Genomic DNA, 23,714 nt, shown 5'->3' on the forward strand with positions numbered 1-23,714 from the left:
TTGGGTGGTGACCGACGCGCAGTGGACATTCGAGCCCTCCGACGATGCGGTCCTCCGCATCGAGACAGGGGTCACCGGCAAGGCCGCCAGGATGGGTCATCGACTCACCATCGTGGTGACCCGCTGGCATGCGACGGTGGACTGCGACGGGGATCAGCCGGCCACGGTGCAGCTCACGGCTGACGTCGACTCGATCGACGTCGTGGACGGGGACGGTGGCGTCACTCCCCTGCTCGGCCCGGAGAAGCTCCTGGCGCGGTCCAACGCACTGAAGAACCTCGAGGCCGGTCGCTTCCCGCACATCCTATTCCGCTCCGACGCCATCGATGCCACCGACGCGGGGTTCCGGCTCGTCGGCACGCTGGAGATCCACGGCGTCATCCGAGACCACTCCGTCGACCTGACTGTGACCGACGAGGGTGACACGTGGCGCCTGTCGACGGAATCCGTTGTCCGACAGAGCGACCACGGGATCAAGCCCTACTCGCAGCTGATGGGTGCGATGAAGGTCGTGGACGAGGTCACCGTCAGCTTCACGGCCACACGGTCGAAGTAGTCGCGACCGGTCGGGTCACGCGCGGCGACCCACCACCGGGTTGCGCTCGGAGGCCGCCAGGCCACCCGGCTCGACGCCGGGGAGGAATTCGCGCCACGTACCGCTGATGAGAGTCGGTGACTCCACCACGCGCGCTCCGTCGGCGAAGTAGGTGGTGGCCAACGCACGTCGCGGCTGCGTCGTCAGGTTGGGGCCCGCGGTGTGGAAGCACAACGCCGAGTGGAACGACACGTCGCCCACGGCGAACGGCCCGGACTCGACGGGGACGTCCCGCTCGACGAACCTCGCCGTCACGGCCTCGTCGTAGGAGGTGCCGATCTTGTCGAACTCGAGGTCGGACACCTCCCCGAGGACCTCACGTCCGCGCGCGAACGACAGCGGACCCATCCGACCGGGGATGGCCGACATCGGCATCCAGGCCGTGACCGCCTGGACGGTCTGCAGCGGGAAGTGTTCGGCGTCGTGGTGCCACGGGGTGCGTCCGCAACCGGGCTCCTTCGACAACGCGTTGTCGTGGTAGAGCCGGACAGCGGGTTCGTCGAGCAGTGCCGCCGCCAGTCCGCCGATCCGCGGAGACAACGCCACGGCGCGCATCAGGTCGTCGTGCAGCCACATCTGCTCGAGTGCGGTGAACCGGCCCGCGACGTCGGCTCCGTGCTCGGCCCGCAGCAGTTCCTCGAGGCGCTCGGCGAGACGGCGGACCACGGCCGGCGACAGTACGCCGGGCAGACGCACGAACGCTTCTCGCGCGAACGCGTCGACCGCGGCGGGATCGAGGTCGTAGGGCTCGGCCAGTTCCCGCGCGACCTGCTCGTCCGACGCCGGCTCGACATCGGGCAGACCGGGGCCGTCGACGAGGTCGGTGGGCAGGCTGTCGTTGGCGGCCAAGGTCACGTACCAGTCCCACCAGTCCTGGTCGTTGCCGGCCCAGTCCTGCTCGATCCCGCCGTCCCGATTCTGTTCGGGCAGGCGCTCGTTCGTCGTCGCGTCGCTCAGAGCCACAGCAGAGCCGCCTCGTGGGAGAAGGTGTAGGAACCGGATGCGTCGCGGCAGGAGGCGAGGTAGTCGCCCAGCACCGGGGCGGCCTCCATCTCCTCCAGCGACACGGAGTCGTCGAACGCGCAGCGCTGCAGGAAGCCCTCGGCGACAACGCGATCCGACGTCCCCGTGGTGTAGGTGACGCGCTGATCACGCACATCGGCGCCCGCGCGGATCAGGGCGTCGCGCACCTGCTCGGCGGTTGTGTACGGCGTCGCCTCGCGCACGCCGGCGCGGAAAGCGTCGTAGAACGCGAGGTAGTGCGAGGTCGCCGTGGCCTGGGCGACCAGGCCGAGACCGCCGGGGGCCAATGCGGCGACGAATCGCTCGGCGGCGGAGTCGAGTTCGGCCGGTGGGAGTGCGTACAGCGCGTGGGTGGCCCACACGACGTCATAGCCCGCGTAGTCGTCCGGCAGGTCCTGCAGCGTCATCACCAACTCGTGCCGGGGCGAGAACGGTTCGCTCAACGCCGCCTTTGCCTCGGCCACCGAGAAGTCCGACGGATCGAGCAGGTCGTAGGCGATCTCGGGAACGGCGGACAGGTCGGTGTGGCGGCGCAGTGCGGTCGGGAACTTGCCGCTGCCGCACGCCACGTCGAGCAGCGCCCAGCCGTCGTGCGCTCTCGCGCCGAGGAGGCCCGGCCAGTCGGCGGCGAGCGCGAGCTGCCGGTAGTCCTCGGTGGCCAGGGCGTAGAACGCCTCCATGCCCGTGCGGCCGGCCTCGCTCCAGTGTTCGAGGCTCCGTTCGGCCGTGTCTCCGTTGCTCACACCACTCCTCGCGTCGTCGCCGGTCCACCGATCACGGACACCTGTACAGGCATGACGTGGTTCACTCGGTCAGGTGCCGAGTCCAGTGCCGACCTCATCGACCGTAACCGCCGCCGCGCTCCTCGACGACCTGCGATCCCGACGGGCGGGTGCAGCGCCGCTCCCCGGTCTCGAGCCCGACGCGTACGCGCGCGGCCACGCGGCGTTCGAGCGGTTGTCCGATCAGCGAGGCCTCATCGCCGACCACCTCCGGGCCCGACTGACCGCGATCGGGGACGAGCCGATCTCGGTGCTCTCGGTGGGGTGTGGCGACGGCTCCCTCGACGTGCGGCTCGCCGAGGGGCTGATCCGGGCGGTCCCAGGGCGTCCGGTGCGCTACGTCGGCATCGACCCCTGGTCCGGGAGTGCGGCGCTCTTCGCCGCGGAGATGGCCGCGCTGGAAGCCCACGAGCTGACCGTCGACGTGCACGTCGCGGCCTTCGCCGACGCGCCCGTGAAGCACCAGTTCGACGTGGTGGTGTTCGTGCACTCGATCTACTACGTCCCCGATGTGGGCGAGACCCTGCGTGCCGCCGTCGACCTGTTGCGCCCGGGTGGGCAGCTGTGGGTGCTGAACGCGCCGCGTGCCGCCCTGAACGCGTTGGTCGATGTCCTCGCCCCTCGCCTCGAGGACCACCGTCAGTGGTTCAGCGCCGACGTCGAACGCGCGTTCGTCGATTCCGGCCTCGCCCTGGGGCCCGTGGTCACGCTCGACGCTCTGGTCGATCTCGCGTCCGGGGGCGACGAGGTGCTCGACTTCGCCGTGCAGGCACGCCTGACGCCGGACCTGCGCGAGCCCGTGCGCACGTATCTCGATGCGGTGTCGGTGCCCGGAGCGGACGGTCGGCCGCGGGTCCCGCACCCGGTCGACGTGTTCACGACGATCCGCCACTGAGATACGAGCGGGCCCGACGGGTCAGCTCGCGGTGTCGACCTGGGGTCCCGCGCCGAGCGCCCACCGGATCCCGGCGGTCATCGCGACACCGGTTCCGCGGATCGCGGTCGCCTCGGTGAGCGGCAGGTAGGGCAACCGGAGGGGCAGGCGCGTCCACCACGGCATCATCGACACGGCCACCGACGACAGGACCCCGTAGGCCGGGCGCACCGCCACGGGGATCGGCGGGTTCAGGAGGATGAATCGCGCCGTCCGTCGCGCCGCCGCGGTCCCCCGCAGTTCGGGTCGATACGACCGGAGCACCTCGTCGAGTTCGGCGGTGGTCTCCGGGACGTCGACCGCGCCGAGTCCCCGCGCCACGAACGCCGTCTGCCGGACGTACTCGTCGCGGCCGGCCGCGTCGAGTGGGCGGGCGCCATAGCGGTCGTGCGCGCGCAGGAAGCTGTCGATCTCGGCGACGTGCACCCATCGGATCAGGTGCGGATCGGATGCTGCGTAGGCCTGTCCGTCGGGTGTGGTGCCGGTGATGCGTCTGTGGACGGCCCGCACGATCCGGATCGCCCGGTCCGCGTCCTCGATCGTGCCGAACGTCGTCTCGGCGAGGAACGTGCTGGTGCGTTGGAGGCGTCCCCACGGATCACCGCGGTAGCCCGAGTGCTGGTCGACCGCGGCCATCGCGAGCGGGTGCAGCGACTGCAGGAGCAGTGCACGCATGCCGCCGACGAACATCGACGCGTCGCCGTGGACCCGGTGGATCGCGGAATCGGGCCCGTAGCGACGCGGACCGGCCGCGAAGTGGATCCGGTCGCGCCGCGCCGGACCCTCATCACCGGCGACGCGCTCGAAGATCATCTCGCCCACGCGCTGCTGGGCAGAGTCGATCAGGTTCATCTCCTCAGTGTGCGCCCCGATTGCATCCGTGCTGCTCAGAACCCTGTCAGCGAAGAGTTCGCGACCAGGCGCGGATCTCGTCGACGAACGCGTCGGGCTGCTCGAGTGCGGCGAAGTGGCCGCCCGTCGTCAGCTCGTTCCAGTACGACAGCGTGGGATACCGGGTGCGGGCCCATCGCTCCGATGTCCTGTTGATCTCCTTGGGGAACATCGAGATGCCGACGGGGACGGTGATGTCGGACTGCCAGGAGGCGCGTGGAGCTTCCCAGTAGAGGCGCGCCGACGACGCGCCGGTCGCGGGCAGCCAGTACATCATCACGGCGTCGAGCATCTGGTCGACCGTGAGGATGCTCGTCACGTCCCCGTCGTGGTCGGTCCAGTCCCAGAACTTCTCCACGATCCAGGCCGCCAGGCCGACCGGCGAGTCGACGAGTGAGTAGCCGATCGTCTGCGGGCGCGTGGACTGCTCCTTGAGGTATCCGGTCTTGTCGCGCCGGTGCTGCCTGAGATGGGCGATGATCTCGCGTTCGGCGTCCGTCGGTTCGTCGTCGGTGACGGGCGGTGCCAACGGCATGTTGAGGTGGATCCCGGTGAGGTGTTCGGGATCGATCGCACCGAGTGCGCTGGTCACGATCGACCCCCAGTCACCGCCCTGCGCCGCGTACCGGTCGTAGCCGAGCGTCGCCATGAGTTCCGCCCAGGCCTGCGCGATCCGGTTCACCCCCCATCCCGGTGCCGTCGGCTTGTCGCTGAAGCCGAACCCCGGAAGGGTCGGGAGGACGAGATGGAACGCGGGCTGGTCGTCGGCAGGTGCGGTCAGCGGCTCGATGACGTCCAGGAACTCGAGCACCGAGCCCGGCCAGCCGTGCGTCATCAGCAACGGCGTCGCGTCGCGGCGCTCCGATCGGACGTGGACGACGTGCACCGCCAGCGAGTCGTCACCGCCTCCCCGCACGTCGACACGGACCTGCGGGAGATCGTTCAGGCGCTGTTCGATCCGCCGCCAGTCGTACCCATGGACCCAGTGCTCGACGAGGCGGCGCAGGAACGCTTCCGGCACACCCTGACTTGTGTCGTCCACCGTCTCGGGCTCGGCCCACCGCGTCCGCCCGAGCCGGTCGGCGAGGTCGTCGAGTTCCTGCTGGGGTACGTCGATCCGGAACGGGGTGACGGCGTGGTCTCGGGGGTTCACCGTCCCAGTGTGCCGCGTGGGGTCACCCTGATCGCTCGGCCCGGCCGAGGAGCATCGTCTCGGCGATCTCCACCGCCTCGGCCGACGACGACGTGACTGCGACATCGTCGCCGCCGGGTGTCGAGTCCGGTGCGCGCGGCGGCGCCCCGTGTCCTGACAGGACCCCGTCCGGATCGACCACGACCCACCCCGCCGCGCCGTCGCGACGCGTACGCAGGAGTGCGACCAGCAGCCGTCGGGACACGTCGTCGACGACTCCGACACGACTGAGATCGATGAGGAAGACGTCGGTGCGATTCTGTAGGGCCTCCACCCGTCGCACCACGCTCTCCACGCCGGAGAATGTGAGATCCCCCTGCAGTTCGAGCACCCGTATCCGTTCGCGATGTGCGCGAAGGAAAGTCGCGTCCCGGACAGAACGCTCCGTCGCCGCCGGGTCGAGCTCGCGCCCGTCGTAGACCGATCGGATCGTCACGCGGCTCTCGCGCGCGACGGTGAACATGTGCAGGCCGAGATCCTCCGACAGCAGTCGACAGGCCCGCACACCGCGAACACTGTTGCCGTGCTCGTCCAGACGCGGGGAGAACACGCCGATACCCAACTGGCCGGGCAGGACCGCCAGGATGCCGCCGCCGACACCGCTTTTCGCCGGCAGCCCGACGGTGGTGACCCAGTCACCCGCCCCGTCGTACATGCCGCACGTCGTCATCACGCTGAGGACCCGACGGGCGATCTGACCGTCCACCATCCGTCGGCCGGTCCGCGGGTTGACTCCCCCGTTGGCGAAGGTCGACCCGATCACCGCGAGGTCGTCGGACGTCACCCGCACCGAACACTGCCGGACGTACAGGTCGACCGCCGCCTGGGGATGGGATGGGAAGACGCCGAAACTCTGCAGCATGTAGGCGATGGCGCGGTTGCGCGAACCGGTGGCCATCTCGGAGGCATAGACGGCACGGTCCATCGACAGCTGCCGGCCGGCGCACCCCGAGTAGAACTCGAGGATGCTCGCGAACGCGGTGTCGAGCACCGGCGCCCACTCCTCCCGCGTCGTGGGCTGCTGCCCGTCCTTGTCGGGACGGATCAACAGCGCGGTGGCGGTGATCGCGCCGGCGTTGATCATCGGGTTGCGGGGGCGCCGCGTCCGATGGTCCACGCTGATCTCGTTGAACGCCTCCCCGGACGGTTCGACCCCGATGTGGGCGTCGACGACCTCCACGCCTCGATCACGCAGTGCCAGAGCGTAGGTCAGCGCCTTGGAGATCGACTGGATCGTGAACTCGAGGGTGCTGTCGCCGACGGAGTAGACATGTCCGTCGTGGACGACGAGGGACACGGCGAAGGTGGTCGCATCGACCGATGCGAGCTCGGGGATGTAGTCGGCCACCGCACCGGCGTCGAGTGGGAGGCAGCCCGACTCGATCCGCGCCAGGTACTGCTCGACCACCGACGTCACACGACGTACTTCCCCACGACCCAGGCGCGTGCCGCGTCGGGGCCGACGGCGTCGACCTGCACGCCGTCGGCGAACAAGCCCGTCTCGACGACGGTGCCGTCGGCGATCACGTCCTGCCAGGCCCGGATGGGGCCCTCGCCCCAGGGCTTGTGTGGGAGGACATCGTCGAACACGAGGACGGTCTCGGGGCCGGCGAGGCGCCGCATGTTCTGGATGTCGGCGAGCGCGACCTCGTGGGTGTGTCCGCCGTCGATGAAGATCAGATCGAACGTCTGCCCGGGATGGTCGTCCGCGTACTGCGGCACCGTCTCCCGCGAGTCGCCGGTGATCAGGGTGTGCCGGCCGGGGAACTCGTCGTCGATGCACGCCTTCGCCGACGACACGTACTCGTGATCACCGAGGTCGAACGAGGTCACCTGGGTCTGTGGGTCGGCGCTGAGGAACGCGTGGGAGGAGAACCCGACGTTGAAGCCGATCTCGACGACACTGCGTATGCGGTCGTCCTCCGCCAGCTGCCGCAACGACTCGAGCTGCGCGGCGTTCGCCGATCCCTCGACGTACCACCCGTTCGCGCGTGCCTCGTCCACGATCTGTTCCAGGCGCTCGAAGCCCATGTGCCACATCCTCGGTCGGTGAGGCGCGTCGTGTGCCCCGCGGCGATCCTGCCATGAGGTCGTCACCCCACCGCCGATCAGGGGCAGGGCCACGCCGTGGACGTCTAGACGCCTGATCCGGACCCCGCGACCAGCGGCTTCACCGCACCGCCGAGCAGTTCGATCCCGCGCAGCATCGCGTCGTGGGGCAGCTTCGTGTTCGTCATCTGCACGGTGAGGCGGGCGAGTCCGCCGAGATCGTCGGACACCCGGGCGATCTTGTCGGCGACCGTCTGAGGCGAGCCGACGAACATCGCACCGTGTGGGCCGGCCATGGCGTCGAACTCGGCCCGCCCGGGTTCGCCGAAGCCCCGCTCGCGCCCGATCCGACCGAACAGGTCCGCCCATCCGGGGTAGGCCGCGGCGACCGCCTCGTCGTCGGTGTCGGCGACGAGCCCGGGTGCGTGGATGCCGACGGGCAGCTGCTCGGGGGCGAAGCCCGACCGTGACCCGGCCTCGCGGTAGAGGTCGACGAGGGGGCGGAAGCGTCGCGGCTCACCACCGATGATCGCGACCATCAGCGGCAGGCCCAGGCGTCCGGCACGGACGAACGACTCGGGGCTGCCGCCGGCACCGAGCCACATCGGGATGGGCCGCTGCACCGGCTGCGGGTGCACACCGACGCCGCGCAGCGACGGGCGATGGCGGCCGGACCAGGTCACCGACGACGGGTCCTCGCGGATGCGCAGCAACAGGTCGAGCTTGTTCGCGAACAGCGAGTCGTAGTCGTCGAAGTCGAGTCCGAACAGCGGGAACGCCTCGGTGAACGACCCTCGCCCGACGACCATCTCCGCCCGTCCGCCGGAGATCAGGTCGATGGTCGCGAACTGCTGGTGCAGGCGGACCGGGTCGTCGGCGGACAGGACGGACACCGCGCTCGTCAGGCGGATCTTCTCGGTCCGGGCTGCCGCGGCGCCCAGCAGGACGGTCGGGGCCGAGTCGTAGAAGTCGGCCCGGTGGTGCTCGCCGATGCCGTAGACGTCGACACCGGAGCGGTCGGCGAGTTCGACCTCCTCGAGCAGGTGGGCGATGCGTTGCCGGGCGCCGATCTCCCGGCCGGAGTCGTACTCGACCACCGCCGAGACGAAGTTGTCGATGCCGATCTGCATGACGTCAGTCCGTCTCGTCGTCATGGGCGTCGTCACCGTGGGCGTCGTCACCGTGGGCGCCGAGTTCACGCGTGGCCATCCCGCCGCTTCCGCCGTGGTCGGCTGGACCGGGTGCCGGCGCCTCGCGCTCCTCGTCGTCGGATCGCTCGTCGGGGGCTGGGGTGTCGGCGCTCATACGGCCATTCTCCTCGCGCGCGCTGCCGCGCGGGCGTCAGCCCGTCCGTGGTCCCGGCGTCGCGGTCTCGAGCGGTGCGCCGACGGGTCGTACGAGCGCCCTCAGCTCATCGCGGTGATCGATGGGCGAGGCGAGACCGCTCGACCGTCGTCTCGATGACGGTCGCGAGCTCGTGGACCGCGACATCGCGCGTCATGTCCCCCGCCGCCGCCGCGGTGGAGAGGGCCTCGGCAGCGCCCAGGACACCGGTCATGGTCGGCGTCGTCACGACAGCGCCCCCGTCGACCGACGCGAGGATCGATGTGAGTTGCCCGGCGTAGGCCGTCTCCGACCGACGCTTGAACGCCGCGAGCTCGGGTGACCCCTCGAGGGCCGCCGCGACGCCGAGCAGCTCGGGCCCCTGTCCGACGACGCAGTCGACGTACGACGTCGCGATGGCTCGTGCGCGAGCGGGAACGGTGGCGTCCGCGTCGTCGACCGCCCTCTGCAGCGCTGCTGTCTGGCGGTCGTCGTACTCCTCGAACAACGCGACGAGCAGGGCGTTCCTCGATGCGAAGTGGCTGTAGACAACGGGTTTGGTGACACCGGCCCTCTCGGCGAGGCGTCCGAGTGTCAGTTCGTCGGCGCCGAGTTCGTGCACCAGCGACCACGCGAGCGCCACCAGCTGGCCGTACCGGTCCTGCCGGGTCATCCGTTCGCGCGCCATCCGAGCACCTCCCCGATCCTGTGTACCATTGGTAACCTACTGTCGGTAACCTACTGTCGGTAACCTACTGATGGTAGCTGTCGATCATTCGGAGGCCGCCCACCGTGTCCGCACTCGTCGTCGTCGCCCATCCCGACACCGGATCCCTGACCCACCACCTCGCGCGCCGGATCGCCTCGACCTTGGAGAGTCGAGGGGTACGGACCGAGATGGCCGATCTCCACGCCGAGGGGTTCGATCCGCGGTTCTCTCTCGCCGATCGTCGGCGGTACCTCGGCGACGGTCCGCCACCGTCCGACGTGCTGGCCGAGCAGCAGCGTCTCGACGGGGTGGACGACGTCATCCTCGTCTTCCCGGTCTACTGGTGGTCGATGCCGGCGATGCTGAAGGGGTGGGTGGATCGGGTCTTCGTCCGGGGGTGGGCGTTCGACGACAGCGTCGTCCCGTTCCAGAAGATGCTGGGTCGCCTGACCGTGCACCTCGTCATGCCGGCCGGCGACACGGCCGACGGCTTCCGCCGCCGGGGCTACGACACCGCGATCGCGACACAGATCGAGACGGGTGTCCTCGGCTACTGCGGCGCTCGTACCGGTGTCGTGACGACGGTCCACGAGTCGGACACGGCCCCGGTCGATGCGGTCGTGGCGAGGGCGGAGGAGATCGCCGACGAGATCGCGCGCATGGCGCTGTCCCATGTCGCCACGTCCTGCTGAGCCTGGCGTCAACGCACGAGCGGACGCCCCAGCGGGAGGGCAGAACCCCCTGTCTCCTGCCACAGGGCTGCGACGTAGTAGTAGATGACGAACCCGACGAACGCGAACACGAACACCCCGCCGATCTGGGTGGCGACCCTGCTGTCGGCGGCGCTGCCGATCAGGAGCAGGACGAGGGCGATGTCGACGATGGCGAGCAGGGCCGGGTAGGTCCAGGGCAGGCGCAGGGTCAGGACGGTCAGCAGTCCGATGGTGAGCAGCCAACTCCCCAGCCACAGTTGCGTGGTCTGCGCGGCACCCGCCGTGCCGATGCCGAACCAGTTGTGCGTCAACCCGATCGAGAGCACGCCGTAACTGCCGTAGAACCCGAAGAAGATCGCGCACACGGTCGCGTTCACGTTCTGGCGCAGTGCGGCAGCCCAGATGGTCGCCAGGAGCAGCCCTACGGCGGTGGCGGACACCAGGATCGGGACGGCGGCGGCACCCACGTCGACGATCCCGGTGTTGGTGAAACCGAGTCCCACCGCACCGGCGATGATCAGTGGGAGCGCGACCAGGCCGGGGTTGCCCTCGTCGACAGGTGCCGCCGCAACCGACGGGGGTGCATCCAGGTGGCCGATCTCGATGCCGGTGAGGGTCGCTGGTGAGTCCGAGACAGAGGTCATGTCGGCGACGCTAACGGCGTCGCATGTCCGCCCCCATCCTTGCGATCAGACGGATCACGAGGGCTTGACGGGTCAGCTGTTACCGGTCCGCCGTCGCGTGTCGGTCAGCGCAGCGGGAGATCGCGCCCGTGCTCGGATCCCGGTCGCGTCCCGATGATCCGTCGGTCTCCCTCCTCGATGGCGACGTCGTTGATCGACGCCTCTCGACGGCTCATCAGACCAGTGGGTGTGAACTCCCACAACTCGTTCCCATAGCTGCGCCACCACTGCCCTTCGGCGTCATGCCACTCGTACTGGAAGCGGACCGCGATCCGGTCGTCGGTGTATGTCCAGAGCGCTTTGCGCAGCGCGTACTCCTGTTCGCGGTCCCACTTGGCGGTCAGGAACGCGACGATCTCGTCGCGGCCGGTCAGGAACGTGTCGCGGTTGCGCCACACGGAATCCGGCGTGTACGCGAGCGCGACCTTCGCAGGATCGCGGGTGTTCCAGGCGTCCTCGGCGGCCTGGACCTTGGCGGTGGCCGACGCCAGGTCGAAGGGTGGCACAGGCGGGCGGGGTTCGGACATGGCGCCTCCGGTCGTGTCGGTACGAGTTCGACGGTGTCGTCGATTGTGACCGAGCGGTAGCGTTCGCGCCGATGTGGATCGGATGGATCGAACTCGAGTTCCTGCTCGGTGACGTGCACTCCCTCAAGGAGAAGCGTTCCGTCGTGCGGCCGATCGTCGCCGAGATGCGACGGAAGTTCGCGGTGTCCGCGGCCGAGGTGGATGACCTCGACCTCCACCGCCGCGCCACTGTCGCGGCGTCCGTCGTCGCCCCCGACAGCGGACACGTCACCGAGGTCTTGGACGGACTCGAACGTCACGCCGCGGGGCGACCGGAGGTGCAGTTGCTCTCCGCCCGCCGACGCGTGATCCGCGGGGACGAGATCTGACGTCAGGCTCGCCACGGAACAGCAGACGCCCGCCCCCGCGATCGGGGACGGGCGTCGACGGGCTGTGTCTCAGGCCGTGGCAGCGGCAGCGAGGCGCCCCAGCGTCTCCTCCAGTTGCGCCTCGGTGACGAGGGGGAACCCGACCTGCTCCAGGAGCTTCTTGTCCGTGACCTTCGACCAGTCGTAGGTGTGGCGGACCAGGGTCTCCCCCGGTCCCTGCGACTCCAGCTCCCACAGCCACTCCCACCCGGGGGGCTCGGTGCCGGCGGGCGCGGTCTTCCACGCGACCAACTTGTCCTTCGCGTAGCCCGACACATGGTTGTCGGTCTGGTACTCCCCACCCATGTGGTCGCCCTGCATGTTCATGGTGAACACGTCGCCCACCTCGGCGATGCGGTCGGCGTGGTCCACGCCGCGGATGAACCCGGCGGCGTCGAGCTCCCGGTGCCGCTCGGGATTGGTCAGGACATCGAAGATCGCGTCGACGGGCGCCTCGATGGTGCGTTCGACTGTGACGTGCGTTGTGTCGCTCATCCCCCAACCCTGCCAGACGACGCTGCCGGGAAGTGTGACCAGCGTCATAGGCCACGCGCTGGTGTAAAAGCGCACGCATGCCCGACTACAACCCTGGCCGAGCACAGGGTTCGGCCAGGAACGGAGAAGGAGTCAACGATGAGTGACGAGCACGCGAGGTCGATGCCGGTCGGCGCGCTCGCTGCCGAGGCGGTCGGTACGGCGGTGCTGGTGGTCGGCGGGGTCGGGACCGCAGTCCTGGCCGGCAAGACGGTCGGCACCGTGGGCATCGCCCTGGCCTTCGGCTTCATCCTGGCCGCGCTGGTCTACGCGATCGGCCCGATCTCGGGCTGCCACGTCAACCCCGCCATCACTCTCGCGATGGCGATCCGTCGTCGCATCACGCCGGTCGTGGCCCTCGGCTACGTCGTGGCGCAGGCGGTCGGCGCGCTCGTCGGCGCCGCCATCGTCCTGGTGATCGCGTCGGGTCGGCCGGGGTACTCCCTCAGCGCGGACGGCCTCGGGACCAACGGCTACGGCTCGGAGTCGACAGGTGGCTACGGGATCCTGCCGGTGGCCGTCGCGGAGATCGTCCTGACCGCCGTGCTCGTGCTCGTGGTGTTCGCCGCCACCGACTCCATCGCCACCCCGGGAGGTGCCGGCGTCGCGATCGGCGCGACGCTGACCGTCGCGCACCTCATCGCGATCGGTATCGACTCCACCTCCGTCAACCCCGCGCGGTCGTTCGGTCCCGCGGTGTTCGCCGGCGGGACAGCGCTGTCGCAGCTGTGGGTGTTCGTCGTGTTCCCGCTGGTCGGAGGACTCGTCGGCGCGCTGATACACGCCGGAATCGTCGCCGGACATCGGGATCGCGACGAGGCGGTCGCGCAGCAGGCCTGATGCAGCGGACAGTATCTGTCCGCGATCGTTCCTAGCGTCATCGGCGTCCGAGTCCCACTCGATCACACGGAGGATCCGATGACCACGACCCCTCTCGACCCGACCCGCGGGGAGCCCGTCCATCCGGCTGTGCCGGTGGCGGGCTTTCCCGTCGGCAGAGCACGAACCATCGCGCTGCTGTGTCTGCTCGCCGCCTCCTTCATGGAGTTGATGGACGCGACGGTGGTGAACGTCGCCCTGAGAACACTGCAACGTGACATCGGTACGTCGACGGCGAGCCTGCAGTGGGTGGTCGCCGGGTATCCGCTCGCCTACGCGGTCGGTCTCATCCTCGGTGCCCGCCTCGGTGACAACGTCGGGCGCCGTCGCGTGTTCGTCATCGGACTGGCGGGATTCGGTCTCGCGTCACTGGCGTGCGGTGTGGCCGCGTCGCCGACGCAGCTGGTGGTGTTCCGGCTCCTGCAGGGAGCGGCGGCCGCGCTGATGGTGCCGCAGGTGCTCAGCAACATCCAGGTCCTCTACCCGCCGGCCGAGCGTGGACGCGCGATGGGCATGTTCACCTCGGTCATCGGCCTCGCGGCCGTCGTCGGCCCGGTCCTGGGTGCGGTGATCACCAGCGGCGACTGGTTCGGCCTGAGCTGGCGGCCGATCTTCCTCATCAACGTCCCCCTCGCCGTGATGGCCATCGTGGCAGCGCTTGCGTTCATCCCCGAGACCCGAGCAGACCGCCGCTCCCCCATCACCCTGGGATCCGCCGCGCTGCTCGCGATGTCGCTGGTGGCGGTGATGCTGCCCATCACCCTCGGCCCCGAGAACGACTGGCCGGTCTGGGGATTCGCGGTGATGGTCGCCGGAGGGGCGGGCCTCGTGGCCTTCGGTCGTCGCCAGTCGACGCTGGCGCGGTCCGGCGTCGAGGCGATGGTCCCGCCCGCGCTCTTCGCCACCCGGTCGTTCACCACCGGACTGATCGCGTTCGCGGTCCTCATGATCCCGACCGGTGGGTTCTTCCTCGTGCAGTCGCTGCACGTACAGGCCGCTCTGGGATGGTCCGTACTGCACGCCGGACTGATGTGGATCCCCTTCTCGCTCGCCGTACCCGTCTCCGCGGGACTCGCGGCGACTGTTCTCGCGGAACGGATCGGCAAGCACGTCCTGCACCTCGGCGCGGCGGTGCTGATCGCCGGGATGGCACTGATGACGGTCGCGGTCGGTACATCACACCCGGGACTGTGGTTCGCGATCGCCCTGGTGGTCGCCGGATCGGGATTCGGGGCGATCGTCGGTTCGGCGGGTCTGCTCGTCCTGCACGATGTGCCGGTGTCCCTCGCCGGAGCCGCGTCGGGCGTGTTCACGACCGCGCAGGCGCTCGCCGTGGCCCTGGGTGCAGCCGTGATCGGGACCGTCTACAGCTCGGTCACCACCGACCACGGCCTGCAGAACGCCTATCGCGCAGCGTTTCTCGTGATGATCGCACTGATCGCGACGGGGGCGGTGGCCGCGCAGTGGATGCCGGCGCGACGACGCATGGTGTCGCCTGCCCCGTGATCAACGGATCGACCCCGCGAGCCGTCGGCTCGCGGGGTCGTCGTCGTCCGTGCGGCTACTTCACCAGTCGCTGCACGAGGCCACGGGTGACCTCCTCGGGGCGGTACTGCTCGGCGGCGAAGGAACCGATGGCGAGGATCCCGCCGGTCAGTGCCGGGATGACCCACTGCAGCCGATCCAGCATCGCCTGTGCCGCCGCGACATCCGGGGGTGTCGATGCCGCGGGCTCGGTGCCTTCCGAGGCGGGTACCGCTCCATGGTCGGAGACCTTGCTCCCCAACACCCGGCTGTAGGCGGTGACGCCCAGCGCGGCGACCGTCAGCCCGGTCTTGGCGATGGCCATGGACGGCACGCCCTTCTGGGCCTTCGCGCGGCCGAGATCATGCTTGAGCAGGCCGGCGGCGCCGACGAGGTGGGCTCCGATCGCGGCGGCGTTCACCGGGGTCCATCGATCCCACCCGGCGTTGGTGACGGCACCCACCGCCTGGGGCGATCCGGCGGCCGAGGCGGCGGGGTTGAGCGCCACCGCGTTGGCGAGGGTCCCGCCGAACCAGGCGGCCAGCCCGACGTCGTGGAGTTGGTGGAAGATCGTTGCGCGTGCCATGGTCTCGCTTCCGTCGATGTGTGTCGTGATGACGGATGCCCACGTGCGTCCGCGCGAAACCCCCTGGCGTGTCGGCGGTCAGCGGTGGGTGTCGGCCACAGCCGGTGTCTGCGGCACCGGCGCGATGACGTTCCCCGTCGTCGGGTCCAGTGGGCGGCGCGTGAAGGACAGCGTGCCCATGAGGGGACGCACCATCATGTCGAACACCCGGGGCACGATCCGGTACCCGAGCAGCATCGGACGGTTCGCGAGTCCCACCTGCTTCTCACCGCTGCGACCGTCCGCCGCGGCGACGATCGCGCGGGCCATCTTCTCCGGGGGGTCGTTGAACGGGAGCACCCGGGCCAGACGCCCGAAGTAGTTCGCCGACAACGGGTAGATCGCGGTGTCCACGGCGCCGGGGTAGATGCCGTGCACCGTGATGTGCCGCTCACCCCTCGTCTCCTGCCGCAGCATGCGCACGAGGGCGGTGATCGCGAACTTGCTCATCACGTAGGGCGACATCAGCGGCACCGCGGCGTGGCCGAGCAGCGATCCGACGACGACGAGGCTGCCGTGCCCCTGCGCGCGGAACTGTGTCAGCGCTGCGCGGCAGACCGCGGCGGCACCCAGGACGTTGACCCGGATGACGGCGTCGAAGACGTCCGACGGGATGTCGGTGAACCGTCCGAACGCCGCGACCGACGCGTTCTGCACCACGACGTCGACACCCCCGAAACGGCCGACGGCGGTGTCGAACAGGGACGCGACCGCCTCCGGATCGCCGATGTCGGTGGCGACCGTCAGCACCTCGGCGGCGCCGGCGACCCGGCAGGCATCCGCCACCACGTCGAGGGAGGTCTGGTCTCGGGACGCGAGCACCAGTGCGTCGCCGCGTCCGGCGAATCGCAGTGCGGCCTGCTCGCCGATACCGCGAGAGGCGCCGGTGACGAGGACGGTGCGGGGCTTCTGGGTCATGGCCGGACGCATACCCGTCGCACGGGGTGCGAAACGAGGACAGGGGCATCCGGGACTGGGCGGCGTTCCACGCCGGCGACCCCGCCGATCGACTTCTTCCCGCGCTGCAGTGGCTCCAAGACCGCTTCGACGGGAAGCCTGCGGGGCGACGGACTCCCGTCCTGTGGAGACCGTGGTGCCGTAGCATCCGGAACGTGATCAAGCGTCTGCTCGCGTCCGCCTCCGTCCTCGCGGCCGTGGCCGCCTCCGTCTCCGGGATCGCGGTCACCGCCCCGGCGGCTGCCGCGACATGTTCGAACGTCGAGGTGATCTTCGCCCGCGGTACCGCCGAGCCCGCCCCGCCCATCGGTCTGACGGGATCGTCGTTCGTGGCGGCGGTCCGTTCCCAGCTGCCCGGCCGATCGGTCGCCGCGTACGGCGTGAACTACCCGGCGTCTGCCAGCTTCACCGACCGCATCGGCACCGCGCGGTCGGTGATCACCGGAGTGAACGACGTGCAGCGCCGCATCGCGTACCTCGCGACCGCGTGCCCCGGCACCCGCGTGGTGCTCGGCGGCTACTCCCAGGGCGCTGTGGTGGCCGGGTACACCGTGAGCCCGAGCGTCGTCCTCCCGCCCGAGTACCGCACCTTCACCCCGCGGGCGCTGGCCCCGAACCTGATCTCGAAGATCGCCGCCGTGGTGCTCTTCGCGCCGCCCTCGGCGCGGTTCCTCTCCGACGCGGGTGCCCCCGCGGTGCGTGTCCGTCCTGAACTGACGAACCGGACCGCGCGGTACTGCATCCCGAGCGACAACATCTGCAACGGTGCCCGTCTCGCGGGCCCCGGAGCGGTCCATGTGCTCTACGGCGTCAACGGCGACACCCTGCGTGCCGCCAGCTACGTCGCCGGCGCCCTGCGTCGCTGACCGGACCGTGCACGGTCAGCCGGTCCGTCGGACCGGCTGACGCAGGATGGTCCGGAGGCGTTCGGGCGCAGCACGTCTCGGATCACCGAGATAGATCTCGTGGTGTGGGCCGGTCGGTGACAGTCCGTTCGCCGGGATGAACTCCTCGTGCATCTGCGCCAGGACTGGTCCCTCGGCGTCATAGGGCCCCACGTGCAGCGTCTGCACACACGTGCCCTCGTCGAGTCGGTCGAACCGCACCTTCCCCACCGCCGGTGCGGATCCCCGCGTCGCGACCAGGCGTCGGGCCTCGTCGACGTCCTGCGCCGTCACCTCGTCGGGCACGAGGATCATCGCCGTCCAGGACCACCGCGACTTGTCACGCCGGGTGGTGAATGCGCTCGGGTCGTCCGCCCACCAGAGCGCCTCCAGCGGCATCACGCGGTGGTTCGTCCCGTGCACCCGCCGCCCGAGGGCCTTGAGTGTGAAGGCCATCGGGTAGAGGGTGCTCACGGCGTCGTGATACTCGGCAGCGGTGTTCGGGTCCCCGTGCCCGTCGATCATCAGAAACTGCAGCGGCGGTACCTCGACGACCGCGAACACCCCGCGACGAGCCGAATACGTCGGGATGACGCGCTTCAGATCCACGGCCGCGGGGTGCTCGCGGGGCGGGTCGTGTGGTGCCTTCCGGGTCACCCTCGGGACGATATCGGGGCCTCCGACATCTGACTGTTCCCATCGGTCACACATAGATGTACGGTGACATCGGGCAATGGCACTGTGGCTGATGGGAGCGACCGATGACCGTGACGCAGTCACCGATGACCGAGACCGACCCGACATCGTCCGGGGCGAGCCGCGGCGACACAGGGATCGACGAGGTCGCGCGACGACTGATGGACTCCTCGATCCTGGCCTCCCGCAACGCGTTGACCGAGATCGACTGGTCCGCGCCGCTCGACCCGACGCTGCACGGATGCAGTCCGGAGTGGTCGGCGCTGTACGGGACCGACTACTGGTCGGAGTTGTCCGATGCCGAGCGTGTGGCCGTGACCCGACACGAGATGGCGTCGGTCATGACCGTCGGCATCTGGTTCGAGATGATGTTGCAGCAGTTGGTCATCCGAGACCAGCACGCCGTCGCGCCCCACTCCCCCGAGTTCCGGTTCGCGATGACCGAGATCGCCGACGAGTGCCGCCACTCGTTGATGTTCGCGGCGGCCTCCCAGCGCGTGGTGGGACGCTCGTACCACCCGTCGGCCCGCGTCGCGCGGATGGGACGGGTGTTCATGAACACCGCCCGAGGCGAGGTCGCCTACGCCGGCATCCTCGTCGCCGAGGAGATCCTCGATGTGCTGCAACGGGGTTCGCTGGGCGACCCGCGGGTGCTCCCGCTGATGCAGACGGTCAACGAGGTGCACGTCCTCGAGGAGTCGCGCCACATGCGGTTCGCCCGCGAACAGGTCCGCGCCTCGATGGCGGACGCCGGCCCGGTGCGCCGCCGCATCAGTGCGGTCCTCGTCGCCCTGGGTGCGGAGATGATCGTCATCAACCTCGTCCGTCCCCAGGCCTTCGCCGACGCGGGCCTCGACCGGCGACGGGCCGTCGGCGAGATGATATCCAACGAGCACCGACACGCGATGCTGCGGACCAGCTGCGTCCACCTCATGCAGTTCCTCGACGAGGTCGGACTCCTCACGCCGTCCGCCGCCCGCATCTACCGTCGGTGCCACCTGCTCTGACGAGCCCGACGGGGGACGTCCGCAACCGGCCCGGCCGCGGTGTACGTCGGTCTACGCTCGCGGCATGGCCGGCCTCGACACCCCACTGACACCGCTGCGATTCCTCGAACGCGCCGCCGAGGTGCACCCCGACTCCGAGGCGGTGGTCGATGGTGACCGCCGGATCACGAACCGCGAGTTCGCGCACGCAGCGGAGGAATTCGCCTCGGCGCTGCTTGCCTCAGGGGTGGCGCCGGGTGAGCGGGTGGCGTTCCTCGCGACCAACCGTCTCGAACTCCTGGTGGCGCATTTCGGTGTCCCGCTCGCCGGTGCGGTGCTCGTGGCGGTCAACACCCGACTGTCGCCCGACGAGGTCAGCTACATCTGCGAGCACTCGGCGTCGCGGATGCTCTTCGGTGACACCGATCTGCTCGCGGCGCTGGGCGACGTCGATCTCCCGGTGCGCGAGGTCGTCGACCTCGACACCGACCTCGACGGTTTCCTCGCTCGTGGCACCGGCGAGGCGTTGCCATGGGAGGTGGCCGACGAGACCGCCACGATCACGGTCAACTACACCTCCGGCACCACCGGGCGCCCCAAGGGCGTCATGTACACCCATCGCGGTGCGTACCTGAACGCACTCGGCGAGGTGTACCACCAGGGGTTCACCCATGACAGCCGCTACCTGTGGACGCTGCCCATGTTCCACTGCAACGGGTGGTGCACCACGTGGGCGGTCACCGCGGCGGCGGGTGTCCATGTGTGTCTGCGGGCGGTGCGGGGCGCGGACATGTGGGACCTCATCGACCGCGAGCGGATCGATCACATGTGTGGGGCGCCCACGGTGCTCACGACGCTCGCCGGTGCGTCGCAGGCCCATGATCTCGACAGTCCCCTGACGGTGGTCACCGCCGGTGCACCGCCGAGTCCGACCACCGTCGGACAGATCCGTGGACTCGGCGCGACGCTGGTCCACGTGTACGGGCTCACCGAGACCTACGGTCCCTATTCGATCTGCGAACCCCGCGACGACTGGCACGCGCTCGACTCCGATGCGCTCAACGTCCAGATGGCGCGGCAGGGTGCCGGCATGCTCACGGCGGACAGGCTCCGGGTCGTCCAGCGGGAGCCCGCCGCCGACGGCTCTCTCGTCGACGTGGCACCCGACGGCGCCGAGATGGGCGAGATCGTCATGCGCGGCAACGGCGTCATGAAGGGCTACCTCGACGACCCCGAGGCGACAGCCGAGGCGTTCGCCGGCGGTTGGTTCCACTCCGGCGACCTCGGGGTGATGCACCCCGACGGCTATGTGCAGCTGCTCGACAGGGCCAAGGACATCGTCATCTCCGGTGGGGAGAACATCTCGACCATCGAGGTCGAGCAGGCGCTGGCGGCACATCCCGCGGTCGCCGACGTCGTGGTGATCGGTGTCGCCGACGACAAGTGGGGCGAGCGGCCCAAGGCGTTCGTCGTGCTCGCCGAGGGGCAGTCGGTGGACGCGGACACGCTGACCGCCCACGTCCGAGGACGTCTCGCCGCGTTCAAGGCGCCCCGCGACATCGTGTTCATCGACGCACTCCCCCGCACCTCGACCGGCAAGGTGCGCAAGAACGCCCTCCGCGACGCCGAACGATCCTGACGCGGAGACCGGAGCGGTCGACGCGGCGGTCGCCGCCGCGTGTCACTCGTCGTCGGTCTCGTGGGCGCTGAGGAGGATGTGGTCGAAGGCCGACCGATCCGCATCGGTCAGGCTGACCGCGGAGGGGACCTCGCGGACGACCGCGGCGGCCAACGCCCGCACCTTGGTGTTGGTGTGCTGGGACCGCCAGGCGAGCACGTCGTAGGCGTGCTGGTCACCGAAGCTGTAGGCGAGCATCATCATCCCCTTCGCCTGCTCGATGACGGATCTGTTCTCGACGAACTCGTTCACCTGGGTGTCGAGCGACCCCACCGCGTCGTCGAAGACGCCGGACACGTCCACCATCTGACCGGAGGCGCCGACGGCTCGATCCGCGTCGAGGACCCGCTCGGCGATCACGAGCAGATGGCGATGGCGGCCGGATGCATCGGTGACGGTGTGCCGGGATGCCAACGGGCTGGGCGACTCTCGGACCAGGTCGAGTGCCGTACGCACGTCCGTGCCGGCGAGCGTCGCCGTGGCGCGCTCCAGTGACCCTGCCGCCGAGACGTTCTCGTCGCACCCACCCGTCGCGGCAGACGGGTCAGGGTGGAGCATCTCGAGGCACTCCGGACTGAACTCCCACCGGTCGTCGTCGAACGAGAATCGGAAGGCCCCGACGGGATATGGGACCTCTTGCTGCGCACCAGGGGACGGGCTGGCTGAGTCGGGCAACTGCTGTTCCTTCGCATCACAGAACACACTCCGGCGCCGAACCTCTATACCGCCGGGGCACACCTTACCCACCGCCTCTGCCGGGTTCGTCGCACCCGGACCAGCGCGGCGGGTCCGGCCCCGCCACGCGGGACTACCGTCGCGGACATGGAACTCATCAGCGTCACGGCGGGCGACGGTCCCGCGGAAGCCCACGTCGCACGACCGTCCTCGGGTTCGGGCCCGGGCGTCCTGCACTTCATCGACGCCATCGGTGTCCGCCCACAGATCGCGTCGATGGCCGAGCGCATCGCCTCCTGGGGATACGTCGTGCTGAGCCCGAACGTCCTCTACCGCAACGGCTCGGTCGAGGATGTGCGCCCGCACGTGGATCTGCGCGCCGAGGGCGCGCGCGATGCCTTCTTCGCCCAGGCCATGCCCCGGGTCCGCGGGCTGTTCGCGCAGGACCTCTCGACGGATCTCGACGCGTACCGCGACGCGCTGCGCGGGCTCGACGGTGTGAGCGATGGCCCGATCGGTGCCGTCGGGTACTGCATGGGTGCGCGTCTGGCCACGCTCTTCGCCTGCCGGCACCCCCAGGACGTGGCCGCCGCGGCCGGCTTCCACGGCGGTGGGCTGGCCACCGACGACCCCGGGAGCCCACATCGGCAGCTGTCGACAGCGCGGGCCGAGTTCGTCTACGGCCACGCGGACAACGACGGGTCGATGCCGCCCGAGGCCGTCGCCACGCTCGGTGAGGCACTCGCGTCCGCGGGGTTGACCGCCTCGAACGAGATCTACCCCGACGCGCCGCATGGGTACACGATGGCCGACACGTCGATGTACCAGGAGGCGGGCGCCGAGCGGGCGTTCTCCGAGCTGGAGGCGCTGTTCGCACGCACGCTGCGCTGATCGCGGAGCACTTCCCCCGCACGCCCGCCGTGCCCTAAACTAGAACACGTTCTAAGTTTCGGGCCCGAGAGGACGATCGTGCACACACCGCTCTGCGACACCCTGGGGATCGAGTACCCCATCTTCGCGTTCACCCACTGCCGCGACGTCGTCGTCGCGGTGAGCAAGGCGGGAGGCTTCGGGGTTCTCGGCGCCGTCGGCTACACGCCGGAGGAACTCGAGGTGGAGCTGGCGTGGATCGACGACCACATCGGCGACCGTCCCTACGGCGTGGACATCGTGATCCCCAGCAAGTACGAGGGCATGGACTCCGACCTGTCCGGTGACGAGCTCGCCGAGATGCTGCGATCGATGGTGCCGTCCGAGACGCTGGAGTTCGGTCGCAAGCTCCTCACCGATCACGGCGTCCCGCTCGCCGAGGACGACGACAACAGCCTGCAGCTCCTCGGCTGGACAGAGGCGACGGCCACGCCGCAGGTCGAGATCGCACTGCAGCACGAGAAGGTCCGGCTGATCGCCAACGCCCTGGGCACACCGCCGGTCGAGATGATCGAACGGATCCAGGGCACGGGGCGGAAGGTCGCCGCGCTGTGCGGCTCGCCCTACCAGGCGCGCAAGCACGCTGACGCCGGCGTCGACATCATCATCGCCCAGGGCGGTGAGGGCGGCGGTCACTGCGGCGAGGTCGGCTCGATCGTGCTGTGGCCGCAGGTCGTCAAGGAGGTCGCGCCGATCCCGGTCCTCGCGGCAGGCGGCATCGGCAGCGGTCAGCAGATCGCCGCGGCGCTCGCGCTCGGGACCCAGGGTGCCTGGTCGGGATCGCAGTGGCTGATCGTCGAGGAATCGGCCAACACCGCGAAGCAGCACGAGGCGTACATCAGCGCCACGAGCCGGGACACGGTGCGCAGCCGATCGTTCACGGGCAAGCCGTGTCGCATGCTCCGCAACGACTGGACCGACGCGTGGGAGAAGCCCGAGAACCCCGACCCGCTGGGGATGCCGCTGCAGTACATGGTGTCCGGCATGGCCGTGGCCGCCACCCACAAGTACCCCGACCAGACGGTGGACGTGGCGTTCAACCCGGTCGGGCAGGTCGTCGGACAGTTCCGCAAGGTCGAGAAGACCTCCGCCGTCATCGAGCGCTGGGTGCAGGAGTATCTCGAGGCGACGGGCACCCTCGACGACCTGAACGCCGCCGCGGCCGCCGCGGTCTGAGCCCCCGGGGGTCGCGATCCCGAACGTCGCCTCGACTACGGTGGGTGCCCCACATCGTCGGATGAGAGGAGGCGACATGACCGTCGACCCTGATGCCATCGATCCCCGCGCCACCGACGCGGTCCCCGCCGACCTGGTCCCGGACAAGCCGGTGCCCGAGGGCGCCGAGGCGGACGTCATCGAACAGAACCAGGTCGTCGAGATCGACGACGAGGACTACCCGCACGCGTCCGAGGCGGACGAGGACTGACTCCTGCGTGGCCTGCGTCCTCGGCGCGGTGTCCACCCGCCTCAACACCTGTAGATTCGGTGATCGACGGCGGGGGGCGGCGCGGGCCTCGC

The 23,714-nt window shown here is 69.7% G+C and carries 28 protein-coding genes; 12 read left to right on the plus strand and 16 right to left on the minus strand.

From position 1 onward, the window contains the following. Window positions 1-7 precede the first annotated feature (7 nt). Window positions 8-556, plus strand: coding sequence for a YceI family protein (locus tag LX14_RS14400; RefSeq protein WP_253648059.1), 549 nt, complete (start codon window positions 8-10; stop codon window positions 554-556). A gap of 15 nt (window positions 557-571) precedes the next feature. On the opposite strand, the gene LX14_RS14405 is transcribed toward LX14_RS14400, so the two are convergent. Together LX14_RS14405 and LX14_RS14410 are read right to left on the minus strand one after the other, a co-directional pair. Next, entirely contained in the window at window positions 572-1,558 is a 987-nt protein-coding gene (locus LX14_RS14405; RefSeq protein WP_253648060.1) for a phytanoyl-CoA dioxygenase family protein, read from the minus strand. After that, the gene (locus LX14_RS14410) at window positions 1,549-2,361 is read right to left on the minus strand and encodes a class I SAM-dependent methyltransferase (protein WP_253648061.1); all 813 of its coding nucleotides are present in this window, start codon (window positions 2,359-2,361) and stop codon (window positions 1,549-1,551) included. The genes LX14_RS14405 and LX14_RS14410 overlap by 10 nt, the downstream gene beginning before the upstream one ends. Window positions 2,362-2,446: 85 nt before the next feature. Here LX14_RS14410 and LX14_RS14415 point away from each other — a divergent pair, with 85 nt between their 5' ends. After that, window positions 2,447-3,295, plus strand: coding sequence for a class I SAM-dependent methyltransferase (locus LX14_RS14415; RefSeq protein ID WP_253648062.1), 849 nt, complete (start codon window positions 2,447-2,449; stop codon window positions 3,293-3,295). 21 nt (window positions 3,296-3,316) lie between these two features. Here the strand turns inward: LX14_RS14415 and LX14_RS14420 are convergent, their stop codons facing one another. From LX14_RS14420 to LX14_RS14450, 7 genes are all read right to left on the minus strand, one after another. After that, window positions 3,317-4,186: an oxygenase MpaB family protein gene (locus LX14_RS14420; RefSeq protein WP_253648063.1), complete on the minus strand. Its 870-nt coding sequence runs from the start codon at window positions 4,184-4,186 to the stop codon at window positions 3,317-3,319. Window positions 4,187-4,232: 46 nt separating this feature from the next. Next, window positions 4,233-5,378 (minus strand): epoxide hydrolase family protein, encoded by a 1,146-nt coding sequence (locus LX14_RS14425; protein WP_253648064.1) that lies wholly within the window; start codon window positions 5,376-5,378, stop codon window positions 4,233-4,235. Window positions 5,379-5,400: 22 nt separating this feature from the next. Beyond that, window positions 5,401-6,834 (minus strand): glutaminase A, encoded by a 1,434-nt coding sequence (glsA, locus tag LX14_RS14430; protein WP_253648065.1) that lies wholly within the window; start codon window positions 6,832-6,834, stop codon window positions 5,401-5,403. Further along, window positions 6,831-7,448 (minus strand): O-methyltransferase, encoded by a 618-nt coding sequence (locus LX14_RS14435; protein ID WP_253648066.1) that lies wholly within the window; start codon window positions 7,446-7,448, stop codon window positions 6,831-6,833. Before LX14_RS14435 ends, glsA begins: the two co-directional genes overlap by 4 nt. Window positions 7,449-7,552: 104 nt before the next feature. Beyond that, on the minus strand, window positions 7,553-8,596 hold the full coding sequence (locus tag LX14_RS14440; RefSeq protein ID WP_253648067.1) for an LLM class flavin-dependent oxidoreductase: 1,044 nt from the start codon (window positions 8,594-8,596) through the stop codon (window positions 7,553-7,555). 4 nt (window positions 8,597-8,600) lie between these two features. Next, window positions 8,601-8,771: a hypothetical protein gene (locus LX14_RS14445; RefSeq protein ID WP_253648068.1), complete on the minus strand. Its 171-nt coding sequence runs from the start codon at window positions 8,769-8,771 to the stop codon at window positions 8,601-8,603. A 106-nt stretch (window positions 8,772-8,877) separates the two neighbouring features. Continuing rightward, a complete protein-coding gene (locus LX14_RS14450; RefSeq protein WP_253648069.1) occupies window positions 8,878-9,477 on the minus strand; it encodes a TetR/AcrR family transcriptional regulator in 600 nt (199 codons plus the stop codon). A 104-nt stretch (window positions 9,478-9,581) separates the two neighbouring features. Between LX14_RS14450 and LX14_RS14455 the strand changes: the two genes are divergently transcribed. Next, entirely contained in the window at window positions 9,582-10,190 is a 609-nt protein-coding gene (locus LX14_RS14455) for an NAD(P)H-dependent oxidoreductase (protein ID WP_253648070.1), read from the plus strand. 8 nt (window positions 10,191-10,198) lie between these two features. On the opposite strand, the gene LX14_RS14460 is transcribed toward LX14_RS14455, so the two are convergent. Both LX14_RS14460 and LX14_RS14465 read right to left on the minus strand, forming a co-directional pair. Then, window positions 10,199-10,855, minus strand: a complete 657-nt coding sequence (locus tag LX14_RS14460; RefSeq protein ID WP_253648071.1) for a GPR1/FUN34/YaaH family transporter — start codon at window positions 10,853-10,855, stop codon at window positions 10,199-10,201. Window positions 10,856-10,959: 104 nt separating this feature from the next. Then, window positions 10,960-11,421 carry a nuclear transport factor 2 family protein gene (locus LX14_RS14465; RefSeq protein WP_253648072.1) on the minus strand — a complete coding sequence of 154 codons (462 nt, stop codon included), beginning with the start codon at window positions 11,419-11,421 and terminating at the stop codon, window positions 10,960-10,962. A gap of 71 nt (window positions 11,422-11,492) precedes the next feature. On the opposite strand from LX14_RS14465, the gene LX14_RS14470 reads away from it, so the two are divergent. After that, window positions 11,493-11,789 carry a DUF503 domain-containing protein gene (locus LX14_RS14470; RefSeq protein WP_253648073.1) on the plus strand — a complete coding sequence of 99 codons (297 nt, stop codon included), beginning with the start codon at window positions 11,493-11,495 and terminating at the stop codon, window positions 11,787-11,789. 69 nt (window positions 11,790-11,858) lie between these two features. On the opposite strand, the gene LX14_RS14475 is transcribed toward LX14_RS14470, so the two are convergent. Continuing rightward, on the minus strand, window positions 11,859-12,323 hold the full coding sequence (locus tag LX14_RS14475) for an SRPBCC family protein (RefSeq protein WP_253648074.1): 465 nt from the start codon (window positions 12,321-12,323) through the stop codon (window positions 11,859-11,861). Window positions 12,324-12,461: 138 nt separating this feature from the next. On the opposite strand from LX14_RS14475, the gene LX14_RS14480 reads away from it, so the two are divergent. Beyond that, complete coding sequence (locus tag LX14_RS14480) at window positions 12,462-13,202, plus strand: aquaporin (RefSeq protein WP_253648075.1); 741 nt, start codon at window positions 12,462-12,464, stop codon at window positions 13,200-13,202. 78 nt (window positions 13,203-13,280) lie between these two features. Continuing rightward, window positions 13,281-14,747, plus strand: a complete 1,467-nt coding sequence (locus LX14_RS14485) for an MFS transporter (protein ID WP_253648076.1) — start codon at window positions 13,281-13,283, stop codon at window positions 14,745-14,747. A 55-nt stretch (window positions 14,748-14,802) separates the two neighbouring features. On the opposite strand, the gene LX14_RS14490 is transcribed toward LX14_RS14485, so the two are convergent. Both LX14_RS14490 and LX14_RS14495 read right to left on the minus strand, forming a co-directional pair. Continuing rightward, on the minus strand, window positions 14,803-15,351 hold the full coding sequence (locus LX14_RS14490; protein ID WP_253648077.1) for a hypothetical protein: 549 nt from the start codon (window positions 15,349-15,351) through the stop codon (window positions 14,803-14,805). Window positions 15,352-15,429: 78 nt separating this feature from the next. Further along, the gene (locus LX14_RS14495; RefSeq protein WP_253648078.1) at window positions 15,430-16,308 is read right to left on the minus strand and encodes an SDR family NAD(P)-dependent oxidoreductase; all 879 of its coding nucleotides are present in this window, start codon (window positions 16,306-16,308) and stop codon (window positions 15,430-15,432) included. A gap of 194 nt (window positions 16,309-16,502) precedes the next feature. Here LX14_RS14495 and LX14_RS14500 point away from each other — a divergent pair, with 194 nt between their 5' ends. Beyond that, window positions 16,503-17,213 (plus strand): cutinase family protein, encoded by a 711-nt coding sequence (locus tag LX14_RS14500; RefSeq protein WP_253648079.1) that lies wholly within the window; start codon window positions 16,503-16,505, stop codon window positions 17,211-17,213. 15 nt (window positions 17,214-17,228) lie between these two features. On the opposite strand, the gene LX14_RS14505 is transcribed toward LX14_RS14500, so the two are convergent. Next, the gene (locus LX14_RS14505; protein WP_253648080.1) at window positions 17,229-17,888 is read right to left on the minus strand and encodes a GyrI-like domain-containing protein; all 660 of its coding nucleotides are present in this window, start codon (window positions 17,886-17,888) and stop codon (window positions 17,229-17,231) included. Window positions 17,889-18,013: 125 nt separating this feature from the next. Between LX14_RS14505 and LX14_RS14510 the strand changes: the two genes are divergently transcribed. Both LX14_RS14510 and LX14_RS14515 read left to right on the plus strand, forming a co-directional pair. Beyond that, complete coding sequence (locus LX14_RS14510; protein ID WP_253648533.1) at window positions 18,014-18,934, plus strand: AurF N-oxygenase family protein; 921 nt, start codon at window positions 18,014-18,016, stop codon at window positions 18,932-18,934. A 64-nt stretch (window positions 18,935-18,998) separates the two neighbouring features. Next, window positions 18,999-20,552, plus strand: a complete 1,554-nt coding sequence (locus LX14_RS14515; protein ID WP_253648081.1) for an AMP-binding protein — start codon at window positions 18,999-19,001, stop codon at window positions 20,550-20,552. Between the two features lie 42 nt (window positions 20,553-20,594). Here LX14_RS14515 and LX14_RS14520 read toward each other — a convergent pair whose 3' ends face one another. Continuing rightward, window positions 20,595-21,149 (minus strand): ANTAR domain-containing protein, encoded by a 555-nt coding sequence (locus tag LX14_RS14520; protein WP_253648082.1) that lies wholly within the window; start codon window positions 21,147-21,149, stop codon window positions 20,595-20,597. A 264-nt stretch (window positions 21,150-21,413) separates the two neighbouring features. Between LX14_RS14520 and LX14_RS14525 the strand changes: the two genes are divergently transcribed. The 3 genes from LX14_RS14525 (at window position 21,414) to LX14_RS14535 (ending at window position 23,622) form a co-directional block, all read left to right on the plus strand. Next, on the plus strand, window positions 21,414-22,157 hold the full coding sequence (locus LX14_RS14525; protein ID WP_253648083.1) for a dienelactone hydrolase family protein: 744 nt from the start codon (window positions 21,414-21,416) through the stop codon (window positions 22,155-22,157). A 78-nt stretch (window positions 22,158-22,235) separates the two neighbouring features. Beyond that, window positions 22,236-23,372, plus strand: a complete 1,137-nt coding sequence (locus LX14_RS14530; RefSeq protein ID WP_253648084.1) for a nitronate monooxygenase — start codon at window positions 22,236-22,238, stop codon at window positions 23,370-23,372. Between the two features lie 76 nt (window positions 23,373-23,448). Next, window positions 23,449-23,622 (plus strand): hypothetical protein, encoded by a 174-nt coding sequence (locus tag LX14_RS14535; RefSeq protein WP_253648085.1) that lies wholly within the window; start codon window positions 23,449-23,451, stop codon window positions 23,620-23,622. Window positions 23,623-23,714 lie beyond the last annotated feature (92 nt).

Source organism: Williamsia deligens, from assembly GCF_024171765.1.
Lineage (GTDB): Bacteria > Actinomycetota > Actinomycetes > Mycobacteriales > Mycobacteriaceae > Williamsia_A > Williamsia_A deligens.

What these genes read in the sequence shown, in the direction of transcription:
- LX14_RS14480 (WP_253648075.1), top strand. Translation starts at nt 12,462, where the DNA reads ATGAGTGACGAGCACGCGAGGTCGATGCCGGTCGGCGCGCTCGCTGCC.
- LX14_RS14460 (WP_253648071.1), bottom strand. Translation starts at nt 10,855, where the DNA reads ATGACCTCTGTCTCGGACTCACCAGCGACCCTCACCGGCATCGAGATC.
- LX14_RS14485 (WP_253648076.1), top strand. Translation starts at nt 13,281, where the DNA reads ATGACCACGACCCCTCTCGACCCGACCCGCGGGGAGCCCGTCCATCCG.
- LX14_RS14535 (WP_253648085.1), top strand. Translation starts at nt 23,449, where the DNA reads ATGACCGTCGACCCTGATGCCATCGATCCCCGCGCCACCGACGCGGTC.
- LX14_RS14490 (WP_253648077.1), bottom strand. Translation starts at nt 15,351, where the DNA reads ATGGCACGCGCAACGATCTTCCACCAACTCCACGACGTCGGGCTGGCC.
- LX14_RS14495 (WP_253648078.1), bottom strand. Translation starts at nt 16,308, where the DNA reads ATGACCCAGAAGCCCCGCACCGTCCTCGTCACCGGCGCCTCTCGCGGT.
- LX14_RS14520 (WP_253648082.1), bottom strand. Translation starts at nt 21,149, where the DNA reads ATGCTCCACCCTGACCCGTCTGCCGCGACGGGTGGGTGCGACGAGAAC.
- LX14_RS14470 (WP_253648073.1), top strand. Translation starts at nt 11,493, where the DNA reads ATGTGGATCGGATGGATCGAACTCGAGTTCCTGCTCGGTGACGTGCAC.
- LX14_RS14435 (WP_253648066.1), bottom strand. Translation starts at nt 7,448, where the DNA reads ATGGGCTTCGAGCGCCTGGAACAGATCGTGGACGAGGCACGCGCGAAC.
- LX14_RS14525 (WP_253648083.1), top strand. Translation starts at nt 21,414, where the DNA reads ATGGAACTCATCAGCGTCACGGCGGGCGACGGTCCCGCGGAAGCCCAC.
- LX14_RS14445 (WP_253648068.1), bottom strand. Translation starts at nt 8,771, where the DNA reads ATGAGCGCCGACACCCCAGCCCCCGACGAGCGATCCGACGACGAGGAG.
- LX14_RS14440 (WP_253648067.1), bottom strand. Translation starts at nt 8,596, where the DNA reads ATGCAGATCGGCATCGACAACTTCGTCTCGGCGGTGGTCGAGTACGAC.
- LX14_RS14475 (WP_253648074.1), bottom strand. Translation starts at nt 12,323, where the DNA reads ATGAGCGACACAACGCACGTCACAGTCGAACGCACCATCGAGGCGCCC.
- LX14_RS14515 (WP_253648081.1), top strand. Translation starts at nt 18,999, where the DNA reads ATGGCCGGCCTCGACACCCCACTGACACCGCTGCGATTCCTCGAACGC.
- LX14_RS14510 (WP_253648533.1), top strand. Translation starts at nt 18,014, where the DNA reads ATGACCGAGACCGACCCGACATCGTCCGGGGCGAGCCGCGGCGACACA.
- LX14_RS14450 (WP_253648069.1), bottom strand. Translation starts at nt 9,477, where the DNA reads ATGGCGCGCGAACGGATGACCCGGCAGGACCGGTACGGCCAGCTGGTG.
- LX14_RS14420 (WP_253648063.1), bottom strand. Translation starts at nt 4,186, where the DNA reads ATGAACCTGATCGACTCTGCCCAGCAGCGCGTGGGCGAGATGATCTTC.
- LX14_RS14465 (WP_253648072.1), bottom strand. Translation starts at nt 11,421, where the DNA reads ATGTCCGAACCCCGCCCGCCTGTGCCACCCTTCGACCTGGCGTCGGCC.